Genomic DNA, 20,362 nt, shown 5'->3' with positions numbered 1-20,362 from the left:
GGACGGGAAGCCGGACGCTAGACTACGCGCCCCTTGCCCGCCTGGACTAACCACCATGACCGGGATGACCGCCACGCCGGAGACCGCTCCGGACGCCGCCATCGCTTCCCAGACCACCCTGCTGCCGCTGCCCGGGCAGGCCCGCCGCCTGCCGGAAGGCAGCGTCCGCGGCAAGCTCTACATCAAGACCCACGGGTGCCAGATGAACGAGTACGACTCGGCCAAGATGGCCGACGTACTGGCCGAGCACGAGGGCCTGGAGCTGACCGACGACCCGGAGGACGCCGACGTCGTCCTGGTCAACACCTGCTCGATCCGCGAGAAGGCGCAGGAGAAGGTGTTCAGCCAGCTCGGCCGCTGGAAGGCGCTGAAGAACGGTGGCCGCGACGTCATCATCGGCGTCGGCGGCTGCGTCGCTTCGCAGGAGGGCGAGGCCATCGTCAAGCGCGCCCCGTACGTGGACCTGGTGTTCGGCCCGCAGACCCTGCACCGCCTGCCCGAGCTGATCCGCGCCCGGCGCGAGCAGAACCGGCCGCAGGTCGACATCAGCTTCCCGGAGATCGAGAAGTTCGACCGCCTGCCCGAGCCCCGCGCCGAAGGCCCGTCGGCGTTCGTGTCGATCATGGAAGGCTGCTCGAAGTACTGCTCGTTCTGCGTGGTGCCCTACACCCGTGGCACCGAGGTCAGCCGCCCGTTCGAGGACGTGCTGGTCGAGGTCGCCCAGCTCGCCGCGCAGGGCGTGCGCGAGATCAACCTGCTCGGCCAGAACGTCAACGCCTACCGCGGCCCGTACGGCGAGGACGGCGAGACCGCCGACCTGGGCATGCTGATCCGCACCATCGCCCAGATCGACGGCGTCGGCCGGATCCGATTCACCACCTCGCACCCGCTGGAGTTCAGCGATTCGCTGGTGGACGCCTACCGCGACGTGCCGCAACTGGCCAGCTTCCTGCACCTGCCGGTGCAGGCGGGCAGCGACCGCGTGCTGTCGGCGATGAAGCGCGGCTACACCGCGCTGGAGTTCAAATCCAAGATCCGCAAGCTGCGCGCGGTGCGCCCGGACATCTCGATCAGCTCGGACTTCATCGTCGGCTTCCCCGGCGAGACCGAGGCCGACTTCGAGAAGACGATGAAGCTGATCGAGGACGTGGGCTTCGACCAGTCGTTCTCCTTCATCTATTCGCGTCGCCCCGGCACGCCGGCCGCCGACCTGGAAGACACGATCGGCGACGCGGAAAAGCACGCGCGTCTGTCGCGCCTGCAGACGCACATCAACGAATACGCGGCCGGCATCTCGCAGCGGATGGTCGGCAGCGTGCAGTCGGTGCTGGTGGAGGGCCCGTCGAAGAAGAACCCGAACGAGCTGACCGGCAAGACCGAGAACATGCGCTCGGTGAACTTCCCCGGCCACCCGCGCCTGATCGGCCAGTTCGTCGACGTGGTGATCACCGAGGCGCTGACCAACTCGCTGCGCGGACGGATCAGGACCAGCGAAGACTGAGCCTGCGCGCGGGGCCGGCCGCACATCGCGTGACGGCCCGCGCCGCGGAGCAGACATGCCCCGGATCCGGATGCACCGTGTCACGAATGCCGGCTCTCTGCCGGCCCCAGTGACGCAGCCAAGTCACTGGATCGAACGGACAGCGTCCACACCGGTGCTGACGCCATCGGATGGACCCCACAGCACGGCTCGGGCAGGATCGGAGCAAGGCAGCCAGACCGCGGCCGCCGTCGCGCAGGAATCAGGGAATGACGCTGCTTCGCCGGATCTTCATGCTGCTGGCCGTGGTGCTGCTCGGCGGCTGCGGCGACTACGTCGTCGAGAAGGATGCGGTCTATTACCGGCAGGCCGGCTGGTTCAACGTCGAGAAGATCGACGGCGCCGATCCGGCGAGCTTTCGCAGGATCGACCGCGAGTACGCCGCCGATCGCAGCCGCGCCTACTTCCGCGGCCGCCCCATCGCCGGCGCGGCACCGGCGACGCTGCAGCGCATCGATGGCAGCGAGTACGCGCACGACGGGCGCAACGTCTACGCGCAGACCCTCCTGGTTCCCGGTGCGGACGTGGCCTCGTTCCGGCGCATGGGCCGGTTCGGCATCGACCGGCATCGCGCCTATTCCGGCGCCACCCCGCGCCCGTTGTGCGCCATCGAATCGCTGGCGACCGATGCCCATGGCTGGTACACCGACCGCCACTGCGTCTACAGCCCGGTCAACCTGGCCAGGATCGAGGAGGCGGACCGCGCCAGCTTCCGCCCGCTGAGCGCGTCCCATGCCAGCGACGCCAGGTACGGCTACAGCCTGCTCTCGCCGATCGGCACGCCCACCGACCACCGCTACGGACTGCGCGTCATCGACGATGTCTGCGATGCCGGCAGCCTCCGCCACGAGCGCGGCTGGCTGGTGGACGACCGCTGCGTGTACGACCAGCATTTCATCCGCATCGAGCCGCTCGACCGCGCCTCGTTCAGGATCATCAGCAGCCAGTACGCGGCCGACCGCATGCAGGTCTTCGACAGCCGCGGCATCCGCCGCGACGACCTGGATCCGGCGACCGCCCGGCCGCACGGGCGCGACTGCCCTAACTGCATCCGCGACAACCGCCGCTGCTTCGACGAGTTCCGGGAAGTCCCCTGCCGCAGCAAACGCTGAACACCGCCCGCTCCGCGCCCTGCCGCGGGCCGCAGGCCGGCGTCGCGCACTGCAGCCGCCTTCACTCCGGGCGACTAGAATTGGCGCATGAGCGCACTCCCCTACCGAGACTTCACCCTCGAGCCGGCCGACACCGAACGGCTCGCCAACCTCGCCGGCCCGTTCGATGCGCATCTGCGCCAGATCGAACTGCGCCTGGGCGTGGAGATCGCCAACCGCGGCCACGTGTTCCGGGTGACCGGCCCGCGCGAGGCCGCCGAGCAGGCCGAGCGCCTGCTGCACGCGCTGTACGCCGAGACCACCGACACCACCTTCGACAGCCACGCCATCCACCTGCGCCTGGGCGATGCCAATGTCGAGCGCAGCGCGCACCGCGAGTACGCGGCCCAGGACGTGGCGATCAAGGTCCGTCGCGGCACCATCCGCGGCCGCGGCGAGAACCAGGCGCGCTACCTGCACCAGATCGCCACCCACGACATCAATTTCGGCATCGGTCCGGCCGGCACCGGCAAGACCTTCCTGGCGGTGGCCAGCGCGGTCGAGGCACTGAACGAGTCGCGGGTGCAGCGGCTGATCCTGGTGCGCCCGGCGGTGGAGGCCGGCGAGAAACTCGGCTTCCTGCCCGGCGACCTGACCCAGAAGGTCGATCCCTACCTGCGCCCCCTGTACGACGCCCTGTACGAGATGCTCGGTGTGGAGAAGGTGGTCAAGCTGCTGGAAAAGAACGTCATCGAGATCGCGCCGCTGGCCTACATGCGCGGGCGCACGCTCAACGATGCGTACGTGATCCTGGACGAGGCGCAGAACACCACCATCGAGCAGATGAAGATGTTCCTGACCCGGCTGGGCTTCGGCTCCACCGCGGTGGTCACCGGCGACCTGACCCAGACCGACCTGCCCAGGCACATCAAGTCCGGCCTGCGCGACGCGATCGAGGTACTGAACGGGGTCGACGGGGTCAGCTTCACCTTCTTCGAGGCCCGCGACGTGGTCCGCCATCCGCTGGTGGCGAAGATCGTCAGCGCCTACGAGCGGCGCGAGCAGCAGGCCCGGCAGGAACAGGGCTGACCCGCGCTGGCGTGATGCCCGCCCGGCGATGCCGGGCATGGCCCGGTGTCGCGATGGGATGGCTGCGGAGCGATACTGTGCGCCTCTGTTGCCTGAACACCGGAAGCCGCCATGACCAAGGGCCCCGTCCGTCTCGATGTCGCCGTCAGTTACGCCCTGCCCCGCGCCGGTCTGCCGGCCGCGGTCAGCTTCCGCAAGTGGGTCGCGGCCGCGCTGAAGGGCCGCATCCGCGAGGCCGATCTGGCGATCCGCCTGGTCGACACCAAGGAGGGGCGGTCGCTGAACCACCATTACCGTGGCAAGGACTACGCGACCAACGTGCTCAGCTTCCCGGCCGAACTGCCGGAAGGCCTGCCCAAGGGCGTGAAGTTTCCGCTGCTCGGCGACCTGGTGATCTGCGCGCCTGTGGTGGCACGCGAGGCGGCCGAGCAGGACAAGGCACTGGCCGCGCACTACGCGCACCTGACCGTGCATGGCGTGCTGCACCTGCTGGGCTGGGACCACGAGGACGACAAGGAAGCCGAGGCGATGGAGCAGCTCGAACGCGAGATCCTGGCCGACCTCGGCCTCGACGACCCCTATGCCGGGGAGCGCTGAACCGATGCGCCGTCTGCCTGCCGCCGTGCTCGTGCTCTGCGCCGCCGCCCTGCCGGCACAGGCCGCTCCCGCTCCCGCCGCGATCGACCTGGCCGCGCTGATCGAATGCCGGCTGGGCTACGCCAGCTTCATGCGCTTCACCCCGGTCCTGCAGGACCCGCTGCAGGCCGTCGCCCTGGGCTGGCGCCCGCAGCCGCAGGCCAACCCGTTCATGCTCGAGTACCGGCTCAACCAGCCGATCACCGTGCACGGCGTGCAGACCGACCATATCGCCTTCGCCGGCGACGCGGTGCTGGCGGTGCTGGACCTGGCCGACCCGCGGCCGCTGGCGCGTGCGCTGAAGCTCGAAACCGGCGTGGATACGCCGCAGAAGGCCCTGTTCGGGCTGGAAGTGCGCGCCGACGAGGTGGACGGCCCGGATGGAACGCCCGGCTGGCTGGAATCGGCGGTGATCAACGTGTCCAACGTCGACTCCCACCCCGGCAAGACCCTGGCCGGCTGCAGCTACGGGCTGGAACCGCCCGAGGCGGCGGACGAGGCCGCATCCGGCCAGCCGGACGCCCCGGCCTCGCCCCCGGCGCGGCAACCGCGCTAGACTGCCGGCAACGACCGGGATCCGGTCGCATTTCCACAGACGGATGTCAGAAGACGACAGTAGTACCTCCGCGCCGGAGTCGCACGAACGCCGGCGCACGTGGCTGGAGCGGATCAGTTCCGCCTTTTCCGGCGAGCCCGACACGCGCGAAGACCTGCTCGCGATCATGCGCGATGCGCAGGGCGATGGCCTGATCGACACCGATACGCTGCGGATGATGGAGGGCGCGCTCTCCGTGTCCGAGCTCACCGTGGGCGATGTCATGGTCTCGCGCTCGCAGATGGTGTCGCTGCCGGCCGACGCGCGCTTCATCGACCTGATGAAACAGGTGGTCGAGTCCGGCCACTCGCGCTTCCCGGTGCACGGCGAGGACCGCGACGAGATCCTGGGCATCCTGCTGGCCAAGGATCTGCTGCGCGGCGTTGTCGCCGACAACGGGCCAGGCGACGTGCACGCGCTGCTGCGCCCGGCGGTGCTGATCCCGGAGTCGAAGAAGCTCAACGTCCTGCTCAAGGAGTTCCGGCTCTCGCGCAACCACATGGCGATCGTCGTGGACGAGTACGGCGGCGTCGCCGGCCTGGTCACCATCGAGGACGTGCTGGAGCAGATCGTCGGCGAGATCGACGACGAGCACGACGAGGCCGAGGACGACAGCGCGCTGATCGCGGCCCAGGCCGACGGCCAGTTCGTGGTCGACGCGCTGACCCCGATCGGCGACTTCAACCAGCGCTTCGGCGCCGATTTCGCCGACGACGAGTACGACACCATCGGCGGCCTGGTCACCGAGGCGATCGGCCACCTGCCCGAGACCGGCGAGGAGCTGACCCTGGGCCGCTTCGCGTTCCGGGTGATCCGGGCCGACGCGCGCCGGGTGATCGCCTTCCAGGTCGGCGTGCTCGCGCACGATCCACAGGACGCGCATTGATGCCGGCGATCCGCGCGGCGCGCGGCGCGCGCGGATCGCGCTGGCTGCTGCTCCTGTTCGCCCTGCTGTACGCGGTCGCGGCCTCGGCCGCACCGCGGATCGGGGTGCTGACGATGCAGCCGGGCGAGGTGTTCTTCGAGCGCTTCGGCCATGACGCGATCGTCGTGGCCGACCCGGACACCGGGACCGCGCTGTCCTACAACTTCGGCTATTTCGACCCGACCGAAGAGGACTTCATCGGCCGCTTCGTCGCCGGCGACATGCAGTACTACCTGGTGGCGCTGCCGGTCGAGCAGGATTTGGCCCAGTACCGCGATGCCGGCCGTGGCGTCAGCGTGCAGTGGCTGGACCTGCCCACCGCACAGGCGCAGGCGCTGGCCGACGCGCTGGCCGAACGGGCCAGGCCCGAGAACGCGCGCTACCGCTACGAGTACTTCACCGCCAACTGCGCCACGCAGGTGCGCGACGCGCTCGACGCGGCGATGGGCGGCGCATTGAAATCGCAGCTGGCCGGGCGCTCGCGCGGCAACACCTACCGCAGCGAGGCGGTCCGCCTGGCACGGCCGGCGACCTGGATGTGGTTGGGCTTCGATCTGGGCCTGGGGCCCTATGCCGACCGGCCGCTGTCGCGCTGGGACGAAGCCTTCGTGCCGATGCGTCTGGCCGACAGCCTGCGCGAGGCGCGCAACAGCGAGGGCCGGCCGCTGGTCCAGGCCGAGCAGGAACTCCTGCCGCATCGCATCGCCGCCGAACCGTCCGAACAACCGCGCCGCTGGTGGCCGTGGCTGGTTGCCGGCCTGGCGGGCGCCACCCTGGTCCTGGTCGGTGCGCGCCGCGCGCCGCGTGCGGTGGCCGCGGCCGCGCTGCCGCTGTGGCTGCTGTGCGGGCTCGGCGGCGCCGTACTGGTGTACCTGTGGGGGTTCACCGCGCACGAGGCCGGCTGGGCCAACCGCAACCTGAGCCTGCTCGATCCGCTGTGCCTGCTGTTGCTGCCGGGCGCGATCGCGCTGCTGCGGGGGCGCCAGCCCGGCCGCCTGTTCCGGATCGCGCTGTGGGTGGTGGCCGGCATCGCCACGCTGGGCTGGATCCTGCAATGGCTGTCGCTGCAGCCGCAGTACAACCTGCCGTGGATCGCGCTGCTGTTGCCGCTGCACGCCGCACTGGCCCTCGCCTTCGGCCGTCGTCGCACGTGACCGCAGGCGGCAGCGGCCATCCGTCGCCGCCGGATTCCCACTGCACGGCGGCACGTGGCCACCTGCTGGCCGCACGCGCGCAGGAAGGGACCGGCATCTTCGAGCTGGCATTCGAAGACTGCATCGAGATCGACGAGGACGCGTTCCCTGATCCACGCGTCCGCGCCGCGATCCACCACGTCCAGGGTTGTGCGGCCTGCGGGCGCTGGCGATCGACCGAGTTCGCCCCGCTCGACGTGGCCTACCTGGCCCGCGCGCGCCAGTACTGCTGCCAGGCGATGTTCCGCGCCGCCGACGATCCCGCACCGCCGCTGGTGGTCAGCGTGGAACGGCTGGGGCCGGAGCAGCTGGTCTACTGGCTGGCCGGGCCGGAGCTGGCCTGCATCGACTTCTGCCCCTGGTGCGGCACCCGGCTGCCACGCGAGCGCGTTCCGGACAGCGCGCGCGTGGTGGACTGAGCGGTTCCTCCGGCGGCCGGCAGCGACTCCACCGCGGTATCGCGACGCGGCGCCATCGGTCCGCACTCGCGGCAGCGCACCTGGCCGCCGGTGCGGTGCAGCGCCGCTTGCCGCGCGCGGGCGATCCGGCGCAGGATGCGGCGGATGAATGCACCGGCCGTCCCCGCCAATCCTTCCTGCGTCGTCGCCTGCGCGTGGTACGACGACCGCGGCAAACGCGAAAACCTGACTCTCGAGCAGCTCAGCGAGAAGCTGGCCGAGAACGCGCCCGGCTTCGCCTGGGTCGGCCTGTACGAGCCGGCCAACCCGATCCTGGCTCTGCTGCAGGAAGAACTGGGCCTGCACGATCTGGCGGTCGAGGATGCGCGCAACGCGCACCAGCGTCCCAAGGTCGAGGCCTACGGCGACACGCTGTTCGTCGCCGTGCACACCGCGCAGATGCTCGACGGCCAGATCCACTACGGCGAAACCCATGCCTTCCTCGGCACCCGCTTCCTGTTGACCGTGCGCCATGGCGGCTCGCTGTCGTACGCGCCGGTCCGCGCACGCATGGAGCGCGAGCCCGAACTGCTGCGCGCGGGTCCGGCGATGGCGCTGTACGCGGTGCTGGACTTCATCGTCGACAACTACGCGCCGATCGTGGACGAACACCGCGACACCCTGCGCACGCTCGAGCGGGACATCTTTTCCGACACCTACCGCCGCGCGATCGTGGTGCGCCTGTACGACCTCAAGCGCGACCTGACCTACATGCGGGTGGCGGTGTCGCCGCTGCAGGACGTGCTGGCGACGCTGATGCGCAGCCAGGCGCTGCAGGGCCAGCTGATTCCGGAGGGCGTGCGGGTGTACCTGCGCGACGTGCACGACCACGTGCTGCGGATCAACGACGCCATCGACACCCTGCGCGACATGCTCGGTACCGCGCTGAGTGTGAACCTGTCGCTGGTGACCCTGGCCCAGGGCGAGACGGTCAAGCGGCTGGGGGCCTGGGCGGCGCTGCTGGCGGCGCCGACCCTGGTCACCAGCTGGTACGGGATGAACTTCGAACACATGCCCGAACTGGCGCCGGTCTGGGCCTACCCGGTGCTGATCGTGCTGGTCGGCGGCGTCTGCGTGGGCCTGTACCGGGCGTTCAAGCGCGCGCGCTGGCTCTGAGCCCGCTCACGGGAATGTGACAGGGCGTGCGTGGAATGCTGCGGTCGCACATACGACCAAAGTGTTAGCGCCACGGCCGCTGCGTACATTGACCTCGCACGCGCATGGGACGACCCTTGGCGAACCCACCCGGGAGGTCCCCATGAAAGCTCTATCTCAAGTCGGCTGGGCAGCCCTCGCGCTGCTCGGCGCGTTCTGTCTGGGCACCGTGGCACTGCGCCAAGGTGAACAGATCAGCGCGTTGTGGATCGTCGTGGCGGCGGTGTCGATCTATCTGGTCGCCTATCGCTACTACAGCCTCTACATCGCCAGGAACGTGCTCGGCCTGGATCCGCGGCGCGCCACGCCCGCGCACATCCACAACGACGGTCTGGACTTCGTCCCGACCAACAAGCACGTCCTGTTCGGACACCACTTCGCCGCGATCGCCGGCGCCGGTCCGCTGGTCGGCCCGGTCCTGGCCGCCCAGCTCGGCTACCTCCCGGGCATGCTGTGGCTGATCGCCGGCGTGGTGCTGGCGGGCGCGGTGCAGGACTTCATGGTCCTGTTCATCTCCAGCCGCCGCGACGGCCGCTCGCTGGGCGACCTGGTCCGCGAGGAAATGGGGCCGGTCGCCGGCACCATCGCCCTGTTCGGCGCGTTCCTGATCATGATCATCATCCTCGCGGTGCTGGCGATGATCGTGGTGAAGGCGCTGGCCGAAAGCCCGTGGGGCATGTTCACGGTGATCGCGACGATGCCCATCGCGATCTTCATGGGCATCTACATGCGCTACATCCGGCCAGGAAAGATCGGCGAGATCTCGATCGTCGGCATCATCCTGCTGCTGGCCGCGATCTGGTTCGGCGGCAAGGTCGGCGCACATCCGACCTGGGGCCCGGCCTTCACCTTCACCGGCACCCAGATCACCTGGATGCTGATCGGCTACGGGTTCGTCGCCGCGGTCCTGCCGGTGTGGCTGCTGCTCGCTCCGCGCGACTATCTTTCGACCTTCCTCAAGATCGGCGTGATCGTCGCCCTGGCCATCGGCATCGTCATCGCCAGCCCGGAAGTGACCTCGCTGAAGATGCCGGCGCTGACCGAGTTCGCCTCCACCGGCGACGGCCCGGTCTGGAAGGGCAACCTGTTCCCGTTCCTGTTCATCACCATCGCCTGCGGCGCGGTCTCGGGCTTCCATGCGCTGATCAGCTCGGGCACCTCGCCCAAGCTGCTGGCCAACGAGACCCACACCCGCTACATCGGTTACGGCGGCATGCTGATGGAGTCGTTCGTGGCGATCATGGCGCTGGTCGCGGCCTCGATCCTGGATCCGGGCATCTACTTCGCGATGAACAGCCCCGCCGCCGTGCTCGGCACCGACGTGCACAGCGCCGCCGCCGCGGTCAGCAACATGGGCTTCGTGATCACGCCCGAGGCGCTGGAACTCAAGGCGCAGCAGATCGGCGAACACACCATCATCTCGCGTGCCGGTGGCGCGCCGACGCTGGCGGTCGGTATCGCGGTGATCCTGCACGACGCCCTGCCGGGCGGCGACAGCATGATGGCGTTCTGGTACCACTTCGCGATCCTGTTCGAAGCGCTGTTCATCCTCACCGCGGTGGATGCCGGTACCCGCGCCGGTCGCTTCATGCTGCAGGACCTGCTGGGCAACTTCATCCCGGTGCTGCGCAAGACCGACTCGTGGAGCGCCAACGTCATCGGTACCGCAGGCTGCGTCGCGCTGTGGGGCTACTTCCTGTACCAGGGCGTGGTCGATCCGCTGGGCGGCATCAACACGCTGTGGCCACTGTTCGGCATCGCCAACCAGATGCTGGCCGGCATCGCCCTGATGCTGTGCACCGTGGTCCTGTTCAAGATGAAGAAGGACCGCTACGCCTGGGTCACCATCGTGCCGACCATCTGGCTGCTGATCTGCACCACCTACGCCGGCCTGATCAAGATCTTCGATCCCAAGCCGGCGGTGGGCTTCATCGCCCAGGCCAGGCACTACCAGGCCGCGATCGCCAACGGCGAACTGCTCGGCGCGGCCAAGACCATGGCCCAGATGAAGCAGGTCGTGATCAACAGCTACGTCAACACCGGCCTGACGGTACTGTTCCTGATCGTGGTCGCGGCGGTGCTGGTCTATGCGGTCCGCGCGATCGCCAAGGCGCGTCGTAGCCCGGCACGGACCGACCGCGAAACGCCGTTCGTCGCACTGAGCGACGAGCAGCAGAAGGCCTGGCTGTAAGGCGGGGGCGGACGACATGGGCAACCAGCTCGTTCCGCTCGACCACTTCGCCACACACAAGCGTGTGTGGCGGAGGCTGGTCCAGACCGCCCGGCTCTGCTGCGGCATCCCGGACTACGACAACTACGTCCGGCACATGCTGGAAAAGCACCCGGACCGCGAACCGATGGACTACAAGACGTTCTTCCGCGAACGCCAGGAAGCCCGCTTCGGCGGCAGGAGCGGCTTCCGCTGCTGCTGAGCTCCTGATCCACTGCAGTACCCCTTGCGCCCCGCGCGCGCCACAGGCGCCGCGGGGTGTTTTTCTTTCCATGCCTCGGACGAACCGCTCGATGAACCGGATCCGTCGTACCTTCGCTCTCCTTGCCCCCCTGCTGCTGGCCTGCACGTTCCCGCTCGCTGCGAGCGACACCACGTCCGCCTTCCCGGTCGAGGTCCTGCCCATCGCCTTCTCGCCTGACGGACTGTCGGACACAGGCGGCGAGCGCCTGCGGGCGGAGCTGGCGAATGCGCAGTTCGTCGCCGTGGGCGAGAGCCACGGCTTCGCCGACGTGCCGGAGTTTGGGCTGGCCCTGGCCCGCGACCTGCGCCGCATCGATCCGCGGCTCCACCACGCCGTCGAGATCGGTCCGTTCTCGGCGCGCTGGCTGGCCCGGCGCCTGCAGTCGGCACCGGGCGATGGCGGCCTCGACGCCGTCGCGCGCGGCCTGGCCGGGACACGTCTGTCGATGCCGTTCACCAGCTACGTCGAGGACGCACGCCTGGCCGCCGGCTTCCCCGATGTGGATGGTGCACCGCGGCTCTGGGGCATCGACCAGGAATTCGTCGGCGCTGCCGCGCTCCTGGCCCAGGACGTCGGCGACGCACCCGCGTCGGCGCCGCAGGCCCCGGTGGCCCTTGGCGACGTGTGGCTGCCGACGGCGACCCCGGCGGACTTCCAGGCGCTGTCGGCACGCTACCACGACGACGCGGCGGCGGGCGCGGTGATCGATGCCCTGTCCGAGAGCGCCGGCATCTACCGGTTCAACGTCGCCGGCGCTTCCGGTGCGTCGAACGAGGCGCGCGGGGCGCTGATGCGCAGATACTTCCTCGATGCATACAGGGCCGCCGGTCCGGCGCCGCGCGTGCTGCTCAAGATGGGCGCCAACCACCTGGGACGCGGCACGACAGCGACCGGGATCTACGACCTGGGCTCGCTGCTGCCCGGTCTCGCCGCGGCCAACGGCATGACATCGCTGCACGTGGCCTTCATGCCGATGGCCGGACAGATGCGCAGCCTCGATCCCACGCAGGAGCACGCAACGGTCGTCGTGCCTCACAAGGACACGAGCATCGCCCCGCTGCTGGCAGCGGCCGGGATCGACGAAGGACGCATCGGCGCCACCGGCTACGTCCTGATCCCGCTGACCAACCTCCGCTACCGGCTCACCGTGAAGCAGCGCGCCACGCTGCCGGCCGGCTCGCGTTTCCTTCTGGAAGGGTTCGATTACCTCGTCACCACCCGGGACGCGCATGCGGCCACGCACTTCGAGGCATGGACGCGCTGAGCCTCGCGTGCCGGAGGGGCCGCACGGTGCAGGAATCGGACCTGCACCGTCGCCGACCTGCCCGCGCCAGAACGTCCATACACGGAAAGCAGAGCGGTCGATCAGGACCAGGTGGACCAGGCCGCTGATGCCTTTGCCGGCACCCAGCGGCTACCGCCGCTCCGCGACGGCACGGATGTCGGCATCGCTGCATGGCCGGCCCGGCAGTTGCGCACGGCCGCAGCGGACGAACGACTCAGCGCCCGGAGGCGGCCGGGCATCCGAAGGAATCCGCCTTCTGCCCGGCATGGACGTGGACGCGCCCGACGCGACGCGCCCTCAGCGGACAGTACCCTGCTGCAGCTGCGCGCCGGCGTGCTGGCACGACAGCAGCGCCTTGACCAGAAACTCGACCTGCAGCGTCTGCCGCGCGTCGACCTTCAGCACCGGCACGGTGAAGCCGCGCGCCTTCAGGCCATCGCGGAAGCGCAGCAGCTCGAACGTGGGCGCCAGGTCGGTGCGGGTCACGCCGACCACGAAGCTGGCATCTGGTGCGAGCCGGCCGAACTCCAGCAGCAGGTCGGCGACGCCGTCGATGGCCATGCCCTCGCAGGCATTGACCAGCACCACGATGCCCATCGCGCCTTCGCAGACCATCGGCCACATGAAGTCGAGATAGCGCTGGCCGGGGACGCCGTACACGTGCAGCAGCTCGCCGCCCTCCAGCTCGACCGAGCTGTAGTCCAGCGCGACCGTGGTCAGCGTCTTGCCGTCCATCGCGTCGGCATCGGCGCTGATCGGCATGTCGGTGCTGACCGGCTCGATGTCGGAAATCGCACGGATCGCGGTCGACTTGCCCGCGCCCATGTTGCCGACGAACACCAGCTTGTTGCTGTAGTTATCCATGCTGCAACCCCAGCAGCTTCATCCCGAAACGCTTGGCGACGCGCAGGAAGGAACCCGCCTGCGCCGGCGTCTGGCTGCGCGAACGCACGCGTGCCGCGCCGACCTCGTCCACCGACAGCCCGCTGAACCGCAGCACCGCCATCACCCTGCGCACCAGCTCCAGCGGCATGCCGGTCGTGGTGGACAGCGCCCCGGGCAGCCAGGCCTTCTGCTGCAGATGGGCCAGCACCAGCAGCCACTGCGGATCGGCGGTGAGCGGGTCCAGGTCCGGCCAGGCCGACAGCGCCAGCGCCCCCTCGGCATGGCCGGGCACGGCGCACTGCTCGCGTGCCGCGAGCTGCCACCACAGGCTTTCGATCACATGCGACACGGTGACATCGGGGCGGTAACGGGTCTCCCATTCTGCCAGCGTCAGCTCGGTCGCATACCAGCTGGCATCCGCCGCCGCATCGAGCAGTTGCTCGAGCGGCATGCGGCGCAGCATGTGCAGCGTGCCGTTGCGGGCATCGACCACCACGCGCAGCAGGCCGTTTTCCATCAGCACCGGCAGCGGGTGACGGCGGTCCAGGCGCATGCGGTCGAGCAGCGGTGGCAGGCGCAGGCCCTCCTCGAGGGCGGTGCGCGCCGGTTGCGGGGCCGACTGCAGCAGCGGCCTGAGCGCATCGGCGATCTCGCGCACGGTGGCGCCATGCGACAGCACCTGCACCGCGCTTACGGCGGGCTGGCGGCTGATCGCCAGCACCGCGATCCCCTCGCGCTCGGCCCAGGCCATCGCCGACCGGCCGGCGAGCTGCGCGTCATGGGCGATCAGCGCCGACACCGGCGTGGCATCCCATTCGACCAGCTCGACATCCAGGCGTTCGGCCATCAGCAGCGAACACGCCACCTTGACCCGGGTGGCGGACAGCAGGTCGAGGCCGGCGGTGGCGATACGCACGCGGGTCGGAGGCAGGCGGGTCATCGGAATGCATGCAGGGGCGTCGGAGGCCGCAGTCGCGGCCTCCGGTCACCGGATGGGGGGAGGCGGAGTGCGCCCGGCATCCTGCGGATGCCGGGGCGCAGCAGCGATCAGCTGAAGTCCAGCGTCTTCTCGAACGACTTCAGCTCGTGGCGGGCCATCGCCAGGTTGGCGCGCGCGCGATCCAGCACCACGTACAGGAACAGCAGCTCGTTGCTTTCCAGCGGGCGGATCAGGTGGTACTGCTTGCCCAGCGTGATCAGGACGTCCTCGATGCGGTCGTCCAGGCCCAGCTGCTGGGCAACGCGGCGCTTGGCGCGCAGCACGTCGGAGTTGCCGGCCGCGGCCACTTCCAGGTTCAGCACACCGCCGGCGGTGATGGCCATCGCCATGCCGCTGTCGCCGTCGACCAGCGCCGCGCCGACGAAACCGGCGATGTCTTTCAGTCCGTCCAGATCCAGCTTTGCCATGGCCCTGCGTTTCCTGCTTATGGTTGAAAAGAAGTGGGTACCGCGCCGCACCTGCGTACCAGCGCGTTCCGGCGTCAGGCCGGCAGCAGCGCCTTGATGCGCGCGGCGCAGTCGCGCGCGGCGAACAGCAGCACCGCGGCGTTGGTATCGAAGGTCGCCATCGCCGCCAGCGTCAGCGGCCGGGCGTGCTCGATCCGGATCAGGACCATGTTGCCCTGCCGGGTGGCGATGGTCGCGTAATCGGCCGAGGCCAGACCGAGCTCCTTGGCCACGGTCTCGCCCAGCGTCAGGAAGGAATTGGTCATCGCCGACAGGCGGCGCGGATCGGCGCTCAGGGTCGACCAGTCGGCCAGCGCGCGGCCATCGGCCGTGGTCAGCAGCAGCATGGAGATGCCCGGCGTGCGCTCGACCGCGCGGGCGAATTCGGCGGCCACGGCCTGCTGGTCGACCAGCGCGCGCTCGCGCTGCACGTCGCCCATCGCGTTGACCACCTTCTGCACCGTATCGCGCTGCACACCCGACTCCATGCGTTGGATGGCATGCGCGCCGATCCGAGGGCGCGAATTATGCGGCCTGCCCCGACCGATGTCGCGGCAAGCACGTGATTCCATTCACATTACAGCCGTGTTTCCGGCATGCGGCGTCGGGAATCCCCCGATTGCGCCGTCGCGTCGATGTGGCTATTAGGTCGCCATCGCCCGCAGACCGATCCCCACCAGATACGCGGCCACCGTCCCGGTCGCGTAGCCGAGCGCGCCGAGCAGCGCGCCGACCGGCGCCAGCGCCGGATGGAACACCGAGGCCACCACCGGCGCCGAGGCCGGCCCGCCGATGTTGCTCTGCGAGCCCATCGCCAGATAGAAGAACGGCACTTTTAGCAGCCGGCCCAGCCCCCACAGCAGCACGATGTGCACGCCGATCCAGATCAGGCCGAGCAGCAGCAGCCAGGGCCGGTCGGCCAGCGCGAGGATGTCCATCTGCATGCCGATGCAGGCGATCAGGATGTAGAGCAGCAGGGTGCCGATCTTCGAGGCGCCCGCCCCGTCCAGCGTGCGGGCGCGGGTGAAGCTCAGGGCCAGGCCGGCCAGCGTCGACAGCACCACCACCCAGACGAAGGGTTCGTGCAGGCTGACCCGCCGCGCCCAGTCGACATTGGCGCCGAACCAGGCCGAGGCCGGTCCGGCCAGCGCATGCGCCAGGCCGACCACGCCGAAGGCCAGGCCGACGATCAGGATCAGATCGGTCAGGCTGGTCACCCGCTCGTGCTGGGCCTGGTAGCTGGCGAGCCGCGCGCGCAGTTCCTCGATCGCCCGGGTGTCGGCGCCGCTGCGCGCATCGATCGCCGCCGCGCGCCCGGCCAGGAAGATCAGCACCGCCATCCACACATAGCCGACACCGACATCGACCACGACGAACTGGCCGAAGGTGGTCTCGTCGACCGCGAAGATCTCCTTCATCGCCACCATGTTGGCGCCGCCGCCGATCCAGCTGCCGGCCAGCGCGGCCATGCCGGCCCAGGTGTCGCCGGCCACGGTTTCCGGATGGATCAGGCGCATCGCCCAGAACGCGACGAAGGCGCCGGCCATCACCGACAGCGAGGCGCCGGCGTACATCGCCAGCAGTTTCGGCCCCAGCCGCAGCACGCCGCGCAGGTCGATGGTCAGGGTCAGCAGCACCAGCGCGGCCGGCAGCAGCACGCGGCTGGCGACCGGGTTGTACAGCGCGCTGGAGGCCCCGTCGATCAGCCCGGCCGTGTTGTAGAGGCCGGGGATGAAATAGCACAGCAGCAGCGGCGGGACCACGCCGTAGAAGCGCTTCCACGGACCCGAAGGGCGCGCGGCGGTCCAGAAGATCGCCGCCAGGGTGGCGGCGATCAGGCCGAACAGGACGATGTCGTTGTCGATCAGTGCGGCGGACGGTTCTACGGCAGGTGCGGCCATGTGGGGCTCGGTCGGTGGCGGGGACACAACACAACGAACATGCTGGAACGTGCATCCCCGCCACGCGCCGCCGCATCGGGCCGGCGCGCCGCGGTCGGCCGGCCTACTGCCCGGCCATCACCCTCAGGATCTGGCCGATACCGTAGGCGATCAGGGTGCCGGTCGCATAGCCGACCGTGCCCAGCAGCACGCCCACCGGCGCCAGGCTGGGATGGAAGGCGGCGGCGATCACCGGCGCCGAGGCGGCCGCACCGATGTTGCCCATCGAGCCGACGCCGAAATAGAACATCGGCGCCTTGACCATCTTCGCCGCCGCCCAGATCACCAGCACGTGCACCGCCATCCAGATGCCGCCGATGGCCAGCAGCTCCGGCCGGCTGGCCAGCTTCATGAAGTCCATCTGCATGCCGATGCAGGCGATCAGGAAGTACAGGAACACCGTGCCCAGCTTCGAGGCACCCGCGCTTTCCAGCTTGCGCACGCGGGTGAAGCTCAAGCCCAGGCCGGCAGCGGTCGACAGCACCACCACCCAGACGAACGCCGAGTCCAGGCTGAACTGCGCGGCATTGGCCACGTTGGCGCCGAACCAGGCGGCCAGCGGCGCGGCGATGGCGTGGGCGGCGGCGACCACGCCGAACGCCAGGCCGATGATGACCATCAGGTCGGTCAGCGTGGGAATGCGCGCATTGGCCGCCTCGTAGGCGGCGATGCGCTCCTTCATCTCGTCCAGCGCCCGGGTGTCGGCGCCGCTGCGCGCATCGATCTGCGCCGAGCGGTTGGCCAGGAACAGCAGCGTGGCCATCCACAGGCTGGCGAAGGCCACGTCGACCACCGCGAACTGGCCGAACAGGGTCGCGTCGACACCGTAGACCTCGCGGATGGCGACCATGTTGGCGCCGCCGCCGATCCAGCTGCCCGACAGCGCGGCCATGCCCTTCCAGGTGTCGCCGGCCACCGCCGGCGGGTGCACCCATTCCATGATCTGGAACGAGACGATCGCGCCGAGCACCACGCCCACCGTGCCGGCGATGAACACGAACAGCAGGCGCGGGCCGAGCTTGAGGATGCCCTTCAGGTCCACCGACAACGTCAGCAGCACCAGCGCCGCCGGCAGCAGGATGCGGCTGGCGATGGGGTTGTAGAGGCTGTTGTTCTCGCCGTCGATCAGGCCGACGGTGTTGTAGAACGCCGGCACGAAGTAGCACAGCAGCAGCGCCGGCACCCAGGTGAAGACCTTCTTCCAGAACGGCGTGGGGCCGCTGGACAGCCAGAAGATCAGGCCGAGGGTGGCGGCGATCAGGCCGAACAGCACGATGTCGTTGCTGATCAGGGCCGGATCGGCGGGAGCGGTGGATTCGATCGCCATCGAGGGGTGTTCTCCAGGGGCTTGAAACGACGGGGCCGGCGCTGGGCCGGCCCCGGACTGCATGGTGTCGCCGTTACTGGCCGATGTGCTGCTTGAGCCAGGCGTTGACCGTGTCGTGCCAGAGCACGCTGTTGTGCGGCTTGAGCACCCAGTGGTTCTCGTCGGGGAAGTACAGCAGCTTCGATTCGATGCCCTTGCGCTGCAGCGCGGTGAACGTGGACAGGCCCTGGTCCACCGGCACGCGGTAGTCCTTCTCGCCCTGCACCACCAGCATCGGCACGCGCCACTTGGCGACGTGGTTGACCGGGTTGAACTTCTCGTAGCCTTCCGGATTCTGGAACGGCGTGCCGCGGTTCTCCCACTCGGTGAACCACAGCTCCTCGGTCACGTAGCCCATCGAGCGGGTGTCGAACACGCCGTCGTGGTTGACCAGGCACTTGAACGGCGCGTTGCCGGCTTCGTCGAACCAGTTGCCGGCGATCCAGTTGATCATGTAGCCGCCGTAGCTGGCGCCCAGCGCGCAGGCCCTGTCGCCGTCCAGGAACGGATACTTCTGCTGCGCCGCGGCCCAGCCCTTCTGCAGGTCCTCGAGCGGCTTGCCGCCCCAGTCGCCGCTGATCGCATCGGTGAAGGCCTGGCCGTAGCCGGTGGAACCGTGGAAGTCGATCATCACCACCGCGTAGCCCTGGCCCGCATAGGTCTGCGGATTCCAGCGGTAGCTCCAGCCGTTGCCGAAGCTGCCCTGCGGGCCGCCGTGGATCAGGAACGCGACCGGATACTGCCTGCCTTCCTCGTAGTTCCACGGCTTGACCACGTAGCCGTGCACGGTCTCGCCATTCCAGCCGGCGAAGGTGAACTGTTCGAACTCGCCGAAGCGCACGTCCCCGAGCAGGTCGCCGGCCTCGGGCGTGATCGCGCGCAGCGCGCCGGCCACGTGCTGGCCATCGGCGCGCTGTGCGGAGGTCTCGGCGTGCTCGCGCAGCGAGGCCACCACCAGCACGTCGTTCGTGCGCAGCGTGTTGCGGGTCATCGCCACGGTGTCGCCGGCCACGTCGAAGGAGGTCACCGAGCCGTCCCCGACCACGCGGGTCACCTTGCCGTCGGCGATGTCCACCGCGAACAGCGGATGCTGGCCGGTGTCCTGCGCGGTGGTGTAGATCGTGCGGCCATCGGCCGACAACACGATGCCGTCGGCGCTGCGGTCCCAGTCCGGCGCGATCTCGCGGGTCGCGCCGGTGACCATGTCGCGCGCCATCAGGCCGAAGCGGTCGGCCTCGAAGCCCGGACGCTTCATCGCGCGGTAGTACAGGGTCCTGCCGTCGGCGCTGAACACCGGGCCGGTGTCCCAGGCGCGGTTCTTGCCCTCCGGGCTGGGCGACGGGCCGGCACCGGCGGTGCGGTCGTCGAAGGTCAGGTTCTGCAGCGGCTGCCCGGGCTTGTACAGGTACAGGTCGAAGTTGGTCGACCAAGGCTCGTCGCGGGTCGCCAGGCGCGCGGAGAACACCAGCGACTGGCCGTCCGGCGCCCAGGTGTACTCGTCGTCGCCACCGAACGGCTTCGACGGCACGTTGCCGGGCACGCCGCCGACCACCGGGCCGACCGCGCTGACCGCACCGGCGCCCTTCGCATCCAGGTCGGCGACGAACAGCTGGTTGTAGCGGCCGTCGGCCCAGGTGTCCCAATGGCGGACGAACAGCTGGTCGTAGACCACGCCGCTGGCCTTGGACTGCTCGCGCTGTTCAAGTCGCTCGACCGTGCAGGCCAGGTCGGCCGCGCAGTCGGTGAACACCTCGAAGCTCAGCGCGACGCGGCTGTCGTCCGGGTTGAGCTTGTAGCTGCCCACATCCAGCGGATAGCGGCTGACCTGCCGCGGCGTACCGCCGGTGGCGGCGATCGCGTACAGCTGCTGGCTGCCACCCTGGCTGCTGAGGAAGTAGACCGTCCTGCCATCGGCCGAGAAGCTCGGCGAGTTCACGCTCCAGCCGACCGGGGTCAGCCGCTTCGGGCCAGCCATGTCGCGGGTGCGCAGGTTGCGGATCCACAGGCCGGTGCTGGCCTTGCCCAGGTCCTTGCCGATCTCGCGCTTGGCGAACACCACCAGGCTGCCATCGGGCGACAGGGTCGGCGAGGACACGCGGTCCAGCGCCTGCAGATCGCGCACGTCGAGGCCGCGCGCCTGGGCGGTGGCGAGGTCCGGCGCGGCGGCCAGCAGGCCGAGCAGCAGCAGGGAATGAACGGGCTTCATCCGGGTCTCCGGCAAGGTCAAACCCCGGATGGTAGGTCGGGCGGCGGGGCGGGCGCAAAGGCGGATGGTCATGCCGGC

General features: G+C 69.5%; 19 protein-coding genes. 12 read left to right on the top strand and 7 right to left on the bottom strand.

What is annotated here, in order from left to right; all coding sequences use genetic code 11:
- Positions 1–55 precede the first annotated feature (55 nt).
- The 12 genes from miaB (at position 56) to IB242_RS02280 (ending at position 12,420) form a co-directional block, all read left to right on the top strand.
- On the top strand, positions 56–1,501 hold the full coding sequence (miaB, locus tag IB242_RS02335; RefSeq protein ID WP_225539964.1) for a tRNA (N6-isopentenyl adenosine(37)-C2)-methylthiotransferase MiaB: 1,446 nt from the start codon (positions 56–58) through the stop codon (positions 1,499–1,501).
- 248 nt (positions 1,502–1,749) lie between these two features.
- Positions 1,750–2,652, top strand: a complete 903-nt coding sequence (locus IB242_RS02330) for a DKNYY domain-containing protein (protein WP_192275580.1) — start codon at positions 1,750–1,752, stop codon at positions 2,650–2,652.
- A gap of 87 nt (positions 2,653–2,739) precedes the next feature.
- Positions 2,740–3,720 carry a PhoH family protein gene (locus IB242_RS02325; protein ID WP_192275579.1) on the top strand — a complete coding sequence of 327 codons (981 nt, stop codon included), beginning with the start codon at positions 2,740–2,742 and terminating at the stop codon, positions 3,718–3,720.
- A 111-nt stretch (positions 3,721–3,831) separates the two neighbouring features.
- Positions 3,832–4,317 carry an rRNA maturation RNase YbeY gene (ybeY, locus tag IB242_RS02320; RefSeq protein WP_192275578.1) on the top strand — a complete coding sequence of 162 codons (486 nt, stop codon included), beginning with the start codon at positions 3,832–3,834 and terminating at the stop codon, positions 4,315–4,317.
- Between the two features lie 4 nt (positions 4,318–4,321).
- Entirely contained in the window at positions 4,322–4,912 is a 591-nt protein-coding gene (locus IB242_RS02315; RefSeq protein ID WP_192275577.1) for a hypothetical protein, read from the top strand.
- Positions 4,913–4,955: 43 nt separating this feature from the next.
- On the top strand, positions 4,956–5,837 hold the full coding sequence (locus tag IB242_RS02310) for a transporter associated domain-containing protein (protein ID WP_192275576.1): 882 nt from the start codon (positions 4,956–4,958) through the stop codon (positions 5,835–5,837).
- Positions 5,837–7,030: a DUF4105 domain-containing protein gene (locus tag IB242_RS02305; protein ID WP_192275575.1), complete on the top strand. Its 1,194-nt coding sequence runs from the start codon at positions 5,837–5,839 to the stop codon at positions 7,028–7,030. The genes IB242_RS02310 and IB242_RS02305 overlap by 1 nt, the downstream gene beginning before the upstream one ends.
- Positions 7,027–7,488 carry a hypothetical protein gene (locus IB242_RS02300; RefSeq protein WP_192275574.1) on the top strand — a complete coding sequence of 154 codons (462 nt, stop codon included), beginning with the start codon at positions 7,027–7,029 and terminating at the stop codon, positions 7,486–7,488. The genes IB242_RS02305 and IB242_RS02300 overlap by 4 nt, the downstream gene beginning before the upstream one ends.
- A 144-nt stretch (positions 7,489–7,632) precedes the next feature.
- Positions 7,633–8,643, top strand: a complete 1,011-nt coding sequence (locus IB242_RS02295) for a magnesium and cobalt transport protein CorA (protein WP_192275573.1) — start codon at positions 7,633–7,635, stop codon at positions 8,641–8,643.
- A gap of 142 nt (positions 8,644–8,785) precedes the next feature.
- On the top strand, positions 8,786–10,873 hold the full coding sequence (locus tag IB242_RS02290) for a carbon starvation CstA family protein (protein WP_192275572.1): 2,088 nt from the start codon (positions 8,786–8,788) through the stop codon (positions 10,871–10,873).
- A 16-nt stretch (positions 10,874–10,889) separates the two neighbouring features.
- Entirely contained in the window at positions 10,890–11,114 is a 225-nt protein-coding gene (locus tag IB242_RS02285) for a CstA-like transporter-associated (seleno)protein (RefSeq protein WP_192275571.1), read from the top strand.
- A 91-nt stretch (positions 11,115–11,205) separates the two neighbouring features.
- Positions 11,206–12,420, top strand: coding sequence for a hypothetical protein (locus IB242_RS02280; RefSeq protein ID WP_192275570.1), 1,215 nt, complete (start codon positions 11,206–11,208; stop codon positions 12,418–12,420).
- A 318-nt stretch (positions 12,421–12,738) separates the two neighbouring features.
- Here the strand turns inward: IB242_RS02280 and IB242_RS02275 are convergent, their stop codons facing one another.
- From IB242_RS02275 to IB242_RS02245, 7 genes are all read right to left on the bottom strand, one after another.
- On the bottom strand, positions 12,739–13,305 hold the full coding sequence (locus IB242_RS02275; RefSeq protein WP_192275569.1) for a GTPase: 567 nt from the start codon (positions 13,303–13,305) through the stop codon (positions 12,739–12,741).
- Positions 13,298–14,266, bottom strand: a complete 969-nt coding sequence (locus IB242_RS02270; protein ID WP_192275568.1) for a hypothetical protein — start codon at positions 14,264–14,266, stop codon at positions 13,298–13,300. Before IB242_RS02270 ends, IB242_RS02275 begins: the two co-directional genes overlap by 8 nt.
- A gap of 107 nt (positions 14,267–14,373) precedes the next feature.
- On the bottom strand, positions 14,374–14,733 hold the full coding sequence (locus IB242_RS02265; RefSeq protein WP_192275567.1) for a roadblock/LC7 domain-containing protein: 360 nt from the start codon (positions 14,731–14,733) through the stop codon (positions 14,374–14,376).
- 74 nt (positions 14,734–14,807) lie between these two features.
- Positions 14,808–15,248 carry a roadblock/LC7 domain-containing protein gene (locus IB242_RS02260; protein WP_192275566.1) on the bottom strand — a complete coding sequence of 147 codons (441 nt, stop codon included), beginning with the start codon at positions 15,246–15,248 and terminating at the stop codon, positions 14,808–14,810.
- A gap of 168 nt (positions 15,249–15,416) precedes the next feature.
- Positions 15,417–16,673, bottom strand: coding sequence for a DUF819 family protein (locus IB242_RS02255; protein ID WP_192275565.1), 1,257 nt, complete (start codon positions 16,671–16,673; stop codon positions 15,417–15,419).
- A 103-nt stretch (positions 16,674–16,776) separates the two neighbouring features.
- Positions 16,777–18,039, bottom strand: a complete 1,263-nt coding sequence (locus IB242_RS02250; protein ID WP_192275564.1) for a DUF819 family protein — start codon at positions 18,037–18,039, stop codon at positions 16,777–16,779.
- Between the two features lie 73 nt (positions 18,040–18,112).
- Entirely contained in the window at positions 18,113–20,284 is a 2,172-nt protein-coding gene (locus IB242_RS02245) for a S9 family peptidase (protein WP_192275563.1), read from the bottom strand.
- Positions 20,285–20,362: the final 78 nt, after the last annotated feature.

Source organism: Xanthomonas sp. XNM01, from assembly GCF_014851915.1.
Lineage (GTDB): Bacteria > Pseudomonadota > Gammaproteobacteria > Xanthomonadales > Xanthomonadaceae > Pseudoxanthomonas.
Note: the sequence above shows the minus strand (reverse complement) of the source record. Positions and strands in the feature narration are given on the sequence as shown.

Coding starts and splice junctions, on each gene's coding strand:
- IB242_RS02305 (WP_192275575.1), top strand. CDS start 5,837: ATGCCGGCGATCCGCGCGGCGCGCGGCGCGCGCGGATCGCGCTGGCTG.
- IB242_RS02255 (WP_192275565.1), bottom strand. CDS start 16,673: ATGGCCGCACCTGCCGTAGAACCGTCCGCCGCACTGATCGACAACGAC.
- IB242_RS02250 (WP_192275564.1), bottom strand. CDS start 18,039: ATGGCGATCGAATCCACCGCTCCCGCCGATCCGGCCCTGATCAGCAAC.
- IB242_RS02330 (WP_192275580.1), top strand. CDS start 1,750: ATGACGCTGCTTCGCCGGATCTTCATGCTGCTGGCCGTGGTGCTGCTC.
- IB242_RS02315 (WP_192275577.1), top strand. CDS start 4,322: ATGCGCCGTCTGCCTGCCGCCGTGCTCGTGCTCTGCGCCGCCGCCCTG.
- IB242_RS02245 (WP_192275563.1), bottom strand. CDS start 20,284: ATGAAGCCCGTTCATTCCCTGCTGCTGCTCGGCCTGCTGGCCGCCGCG.
- IB242_RS02270 (WP_192275568.1), bottom strand. CDS start 14,266: ATGACCCGCCTGCCTCCGACCCGCGTGCGTATCGCCACCGCCGGCCTC.
- ybeY (WP_192275578.1), top strand. CDS start 3,832: ATGACCAAGGGCCCCGTCCGTCTCGATGTCGCCGTCAGTTACGCCCTG.
- IB242_RS02265 (WP_192275567.1), bottom strand. CDS start 14,733: ATGGCAAAGCTGGATCTGGACGGACTGAAAGACATCGCCGGTTTCGTC.
- IB242_RS02310 (WP_192275576.1), top strand. CDS start 4,956: ATGTCAGAAGACGACAGTAGTACCTCCGCGCCGGAGTCGCACGAACGC.
- IB242_RS02285 (WP_192275571.1), top strand. CDS start 10,890: ATGGGCAACCAGCTCGTTCCGCTCGACCACTTCGCCACACACAAGCGT.
- IB242_RS02295 (WP_192275573.1), top strand. CDS start 7,633: ATGAATGCACCGGCCGTCCCCGCCAATCCTTCCTGCGTCGTCGCCTGC.
- IB242_RS02275 (WP_192275569.1), bottom strand. CDS start 13,305: ATGGATAACTACAGCAACAAGCTGGTGTTCGTCGGCAACATGGGCGCG.
- IB242_RS02280 (WP_192275570.1), top strand. CDS start 11,206: ATGAACCGGATCCGTCGTACCTTCGCTCTCCTTGCCCCCCTGCTGCTG.
- IB242_RS02325 (WP_192275579.1), top strand. CDS start 2,740: ATGAGCGCACTCCCCTACCGAGACTTCACCCTCGAGCCGGCCGACACC.
- miaB (WP_225539964.1), top strand. CDS start 56: ATGACCGGGATGACCGCCACGCCGGAGACCGCTCCGGACGCCGCCATC.
- IB242_RS02290 (WP_192275572.1), top strand. CDS start 8,786: ATGAAAGCTCTATCTCAAGTCGGCTGGGCAGCCCTCGCGCTGCTCGGC.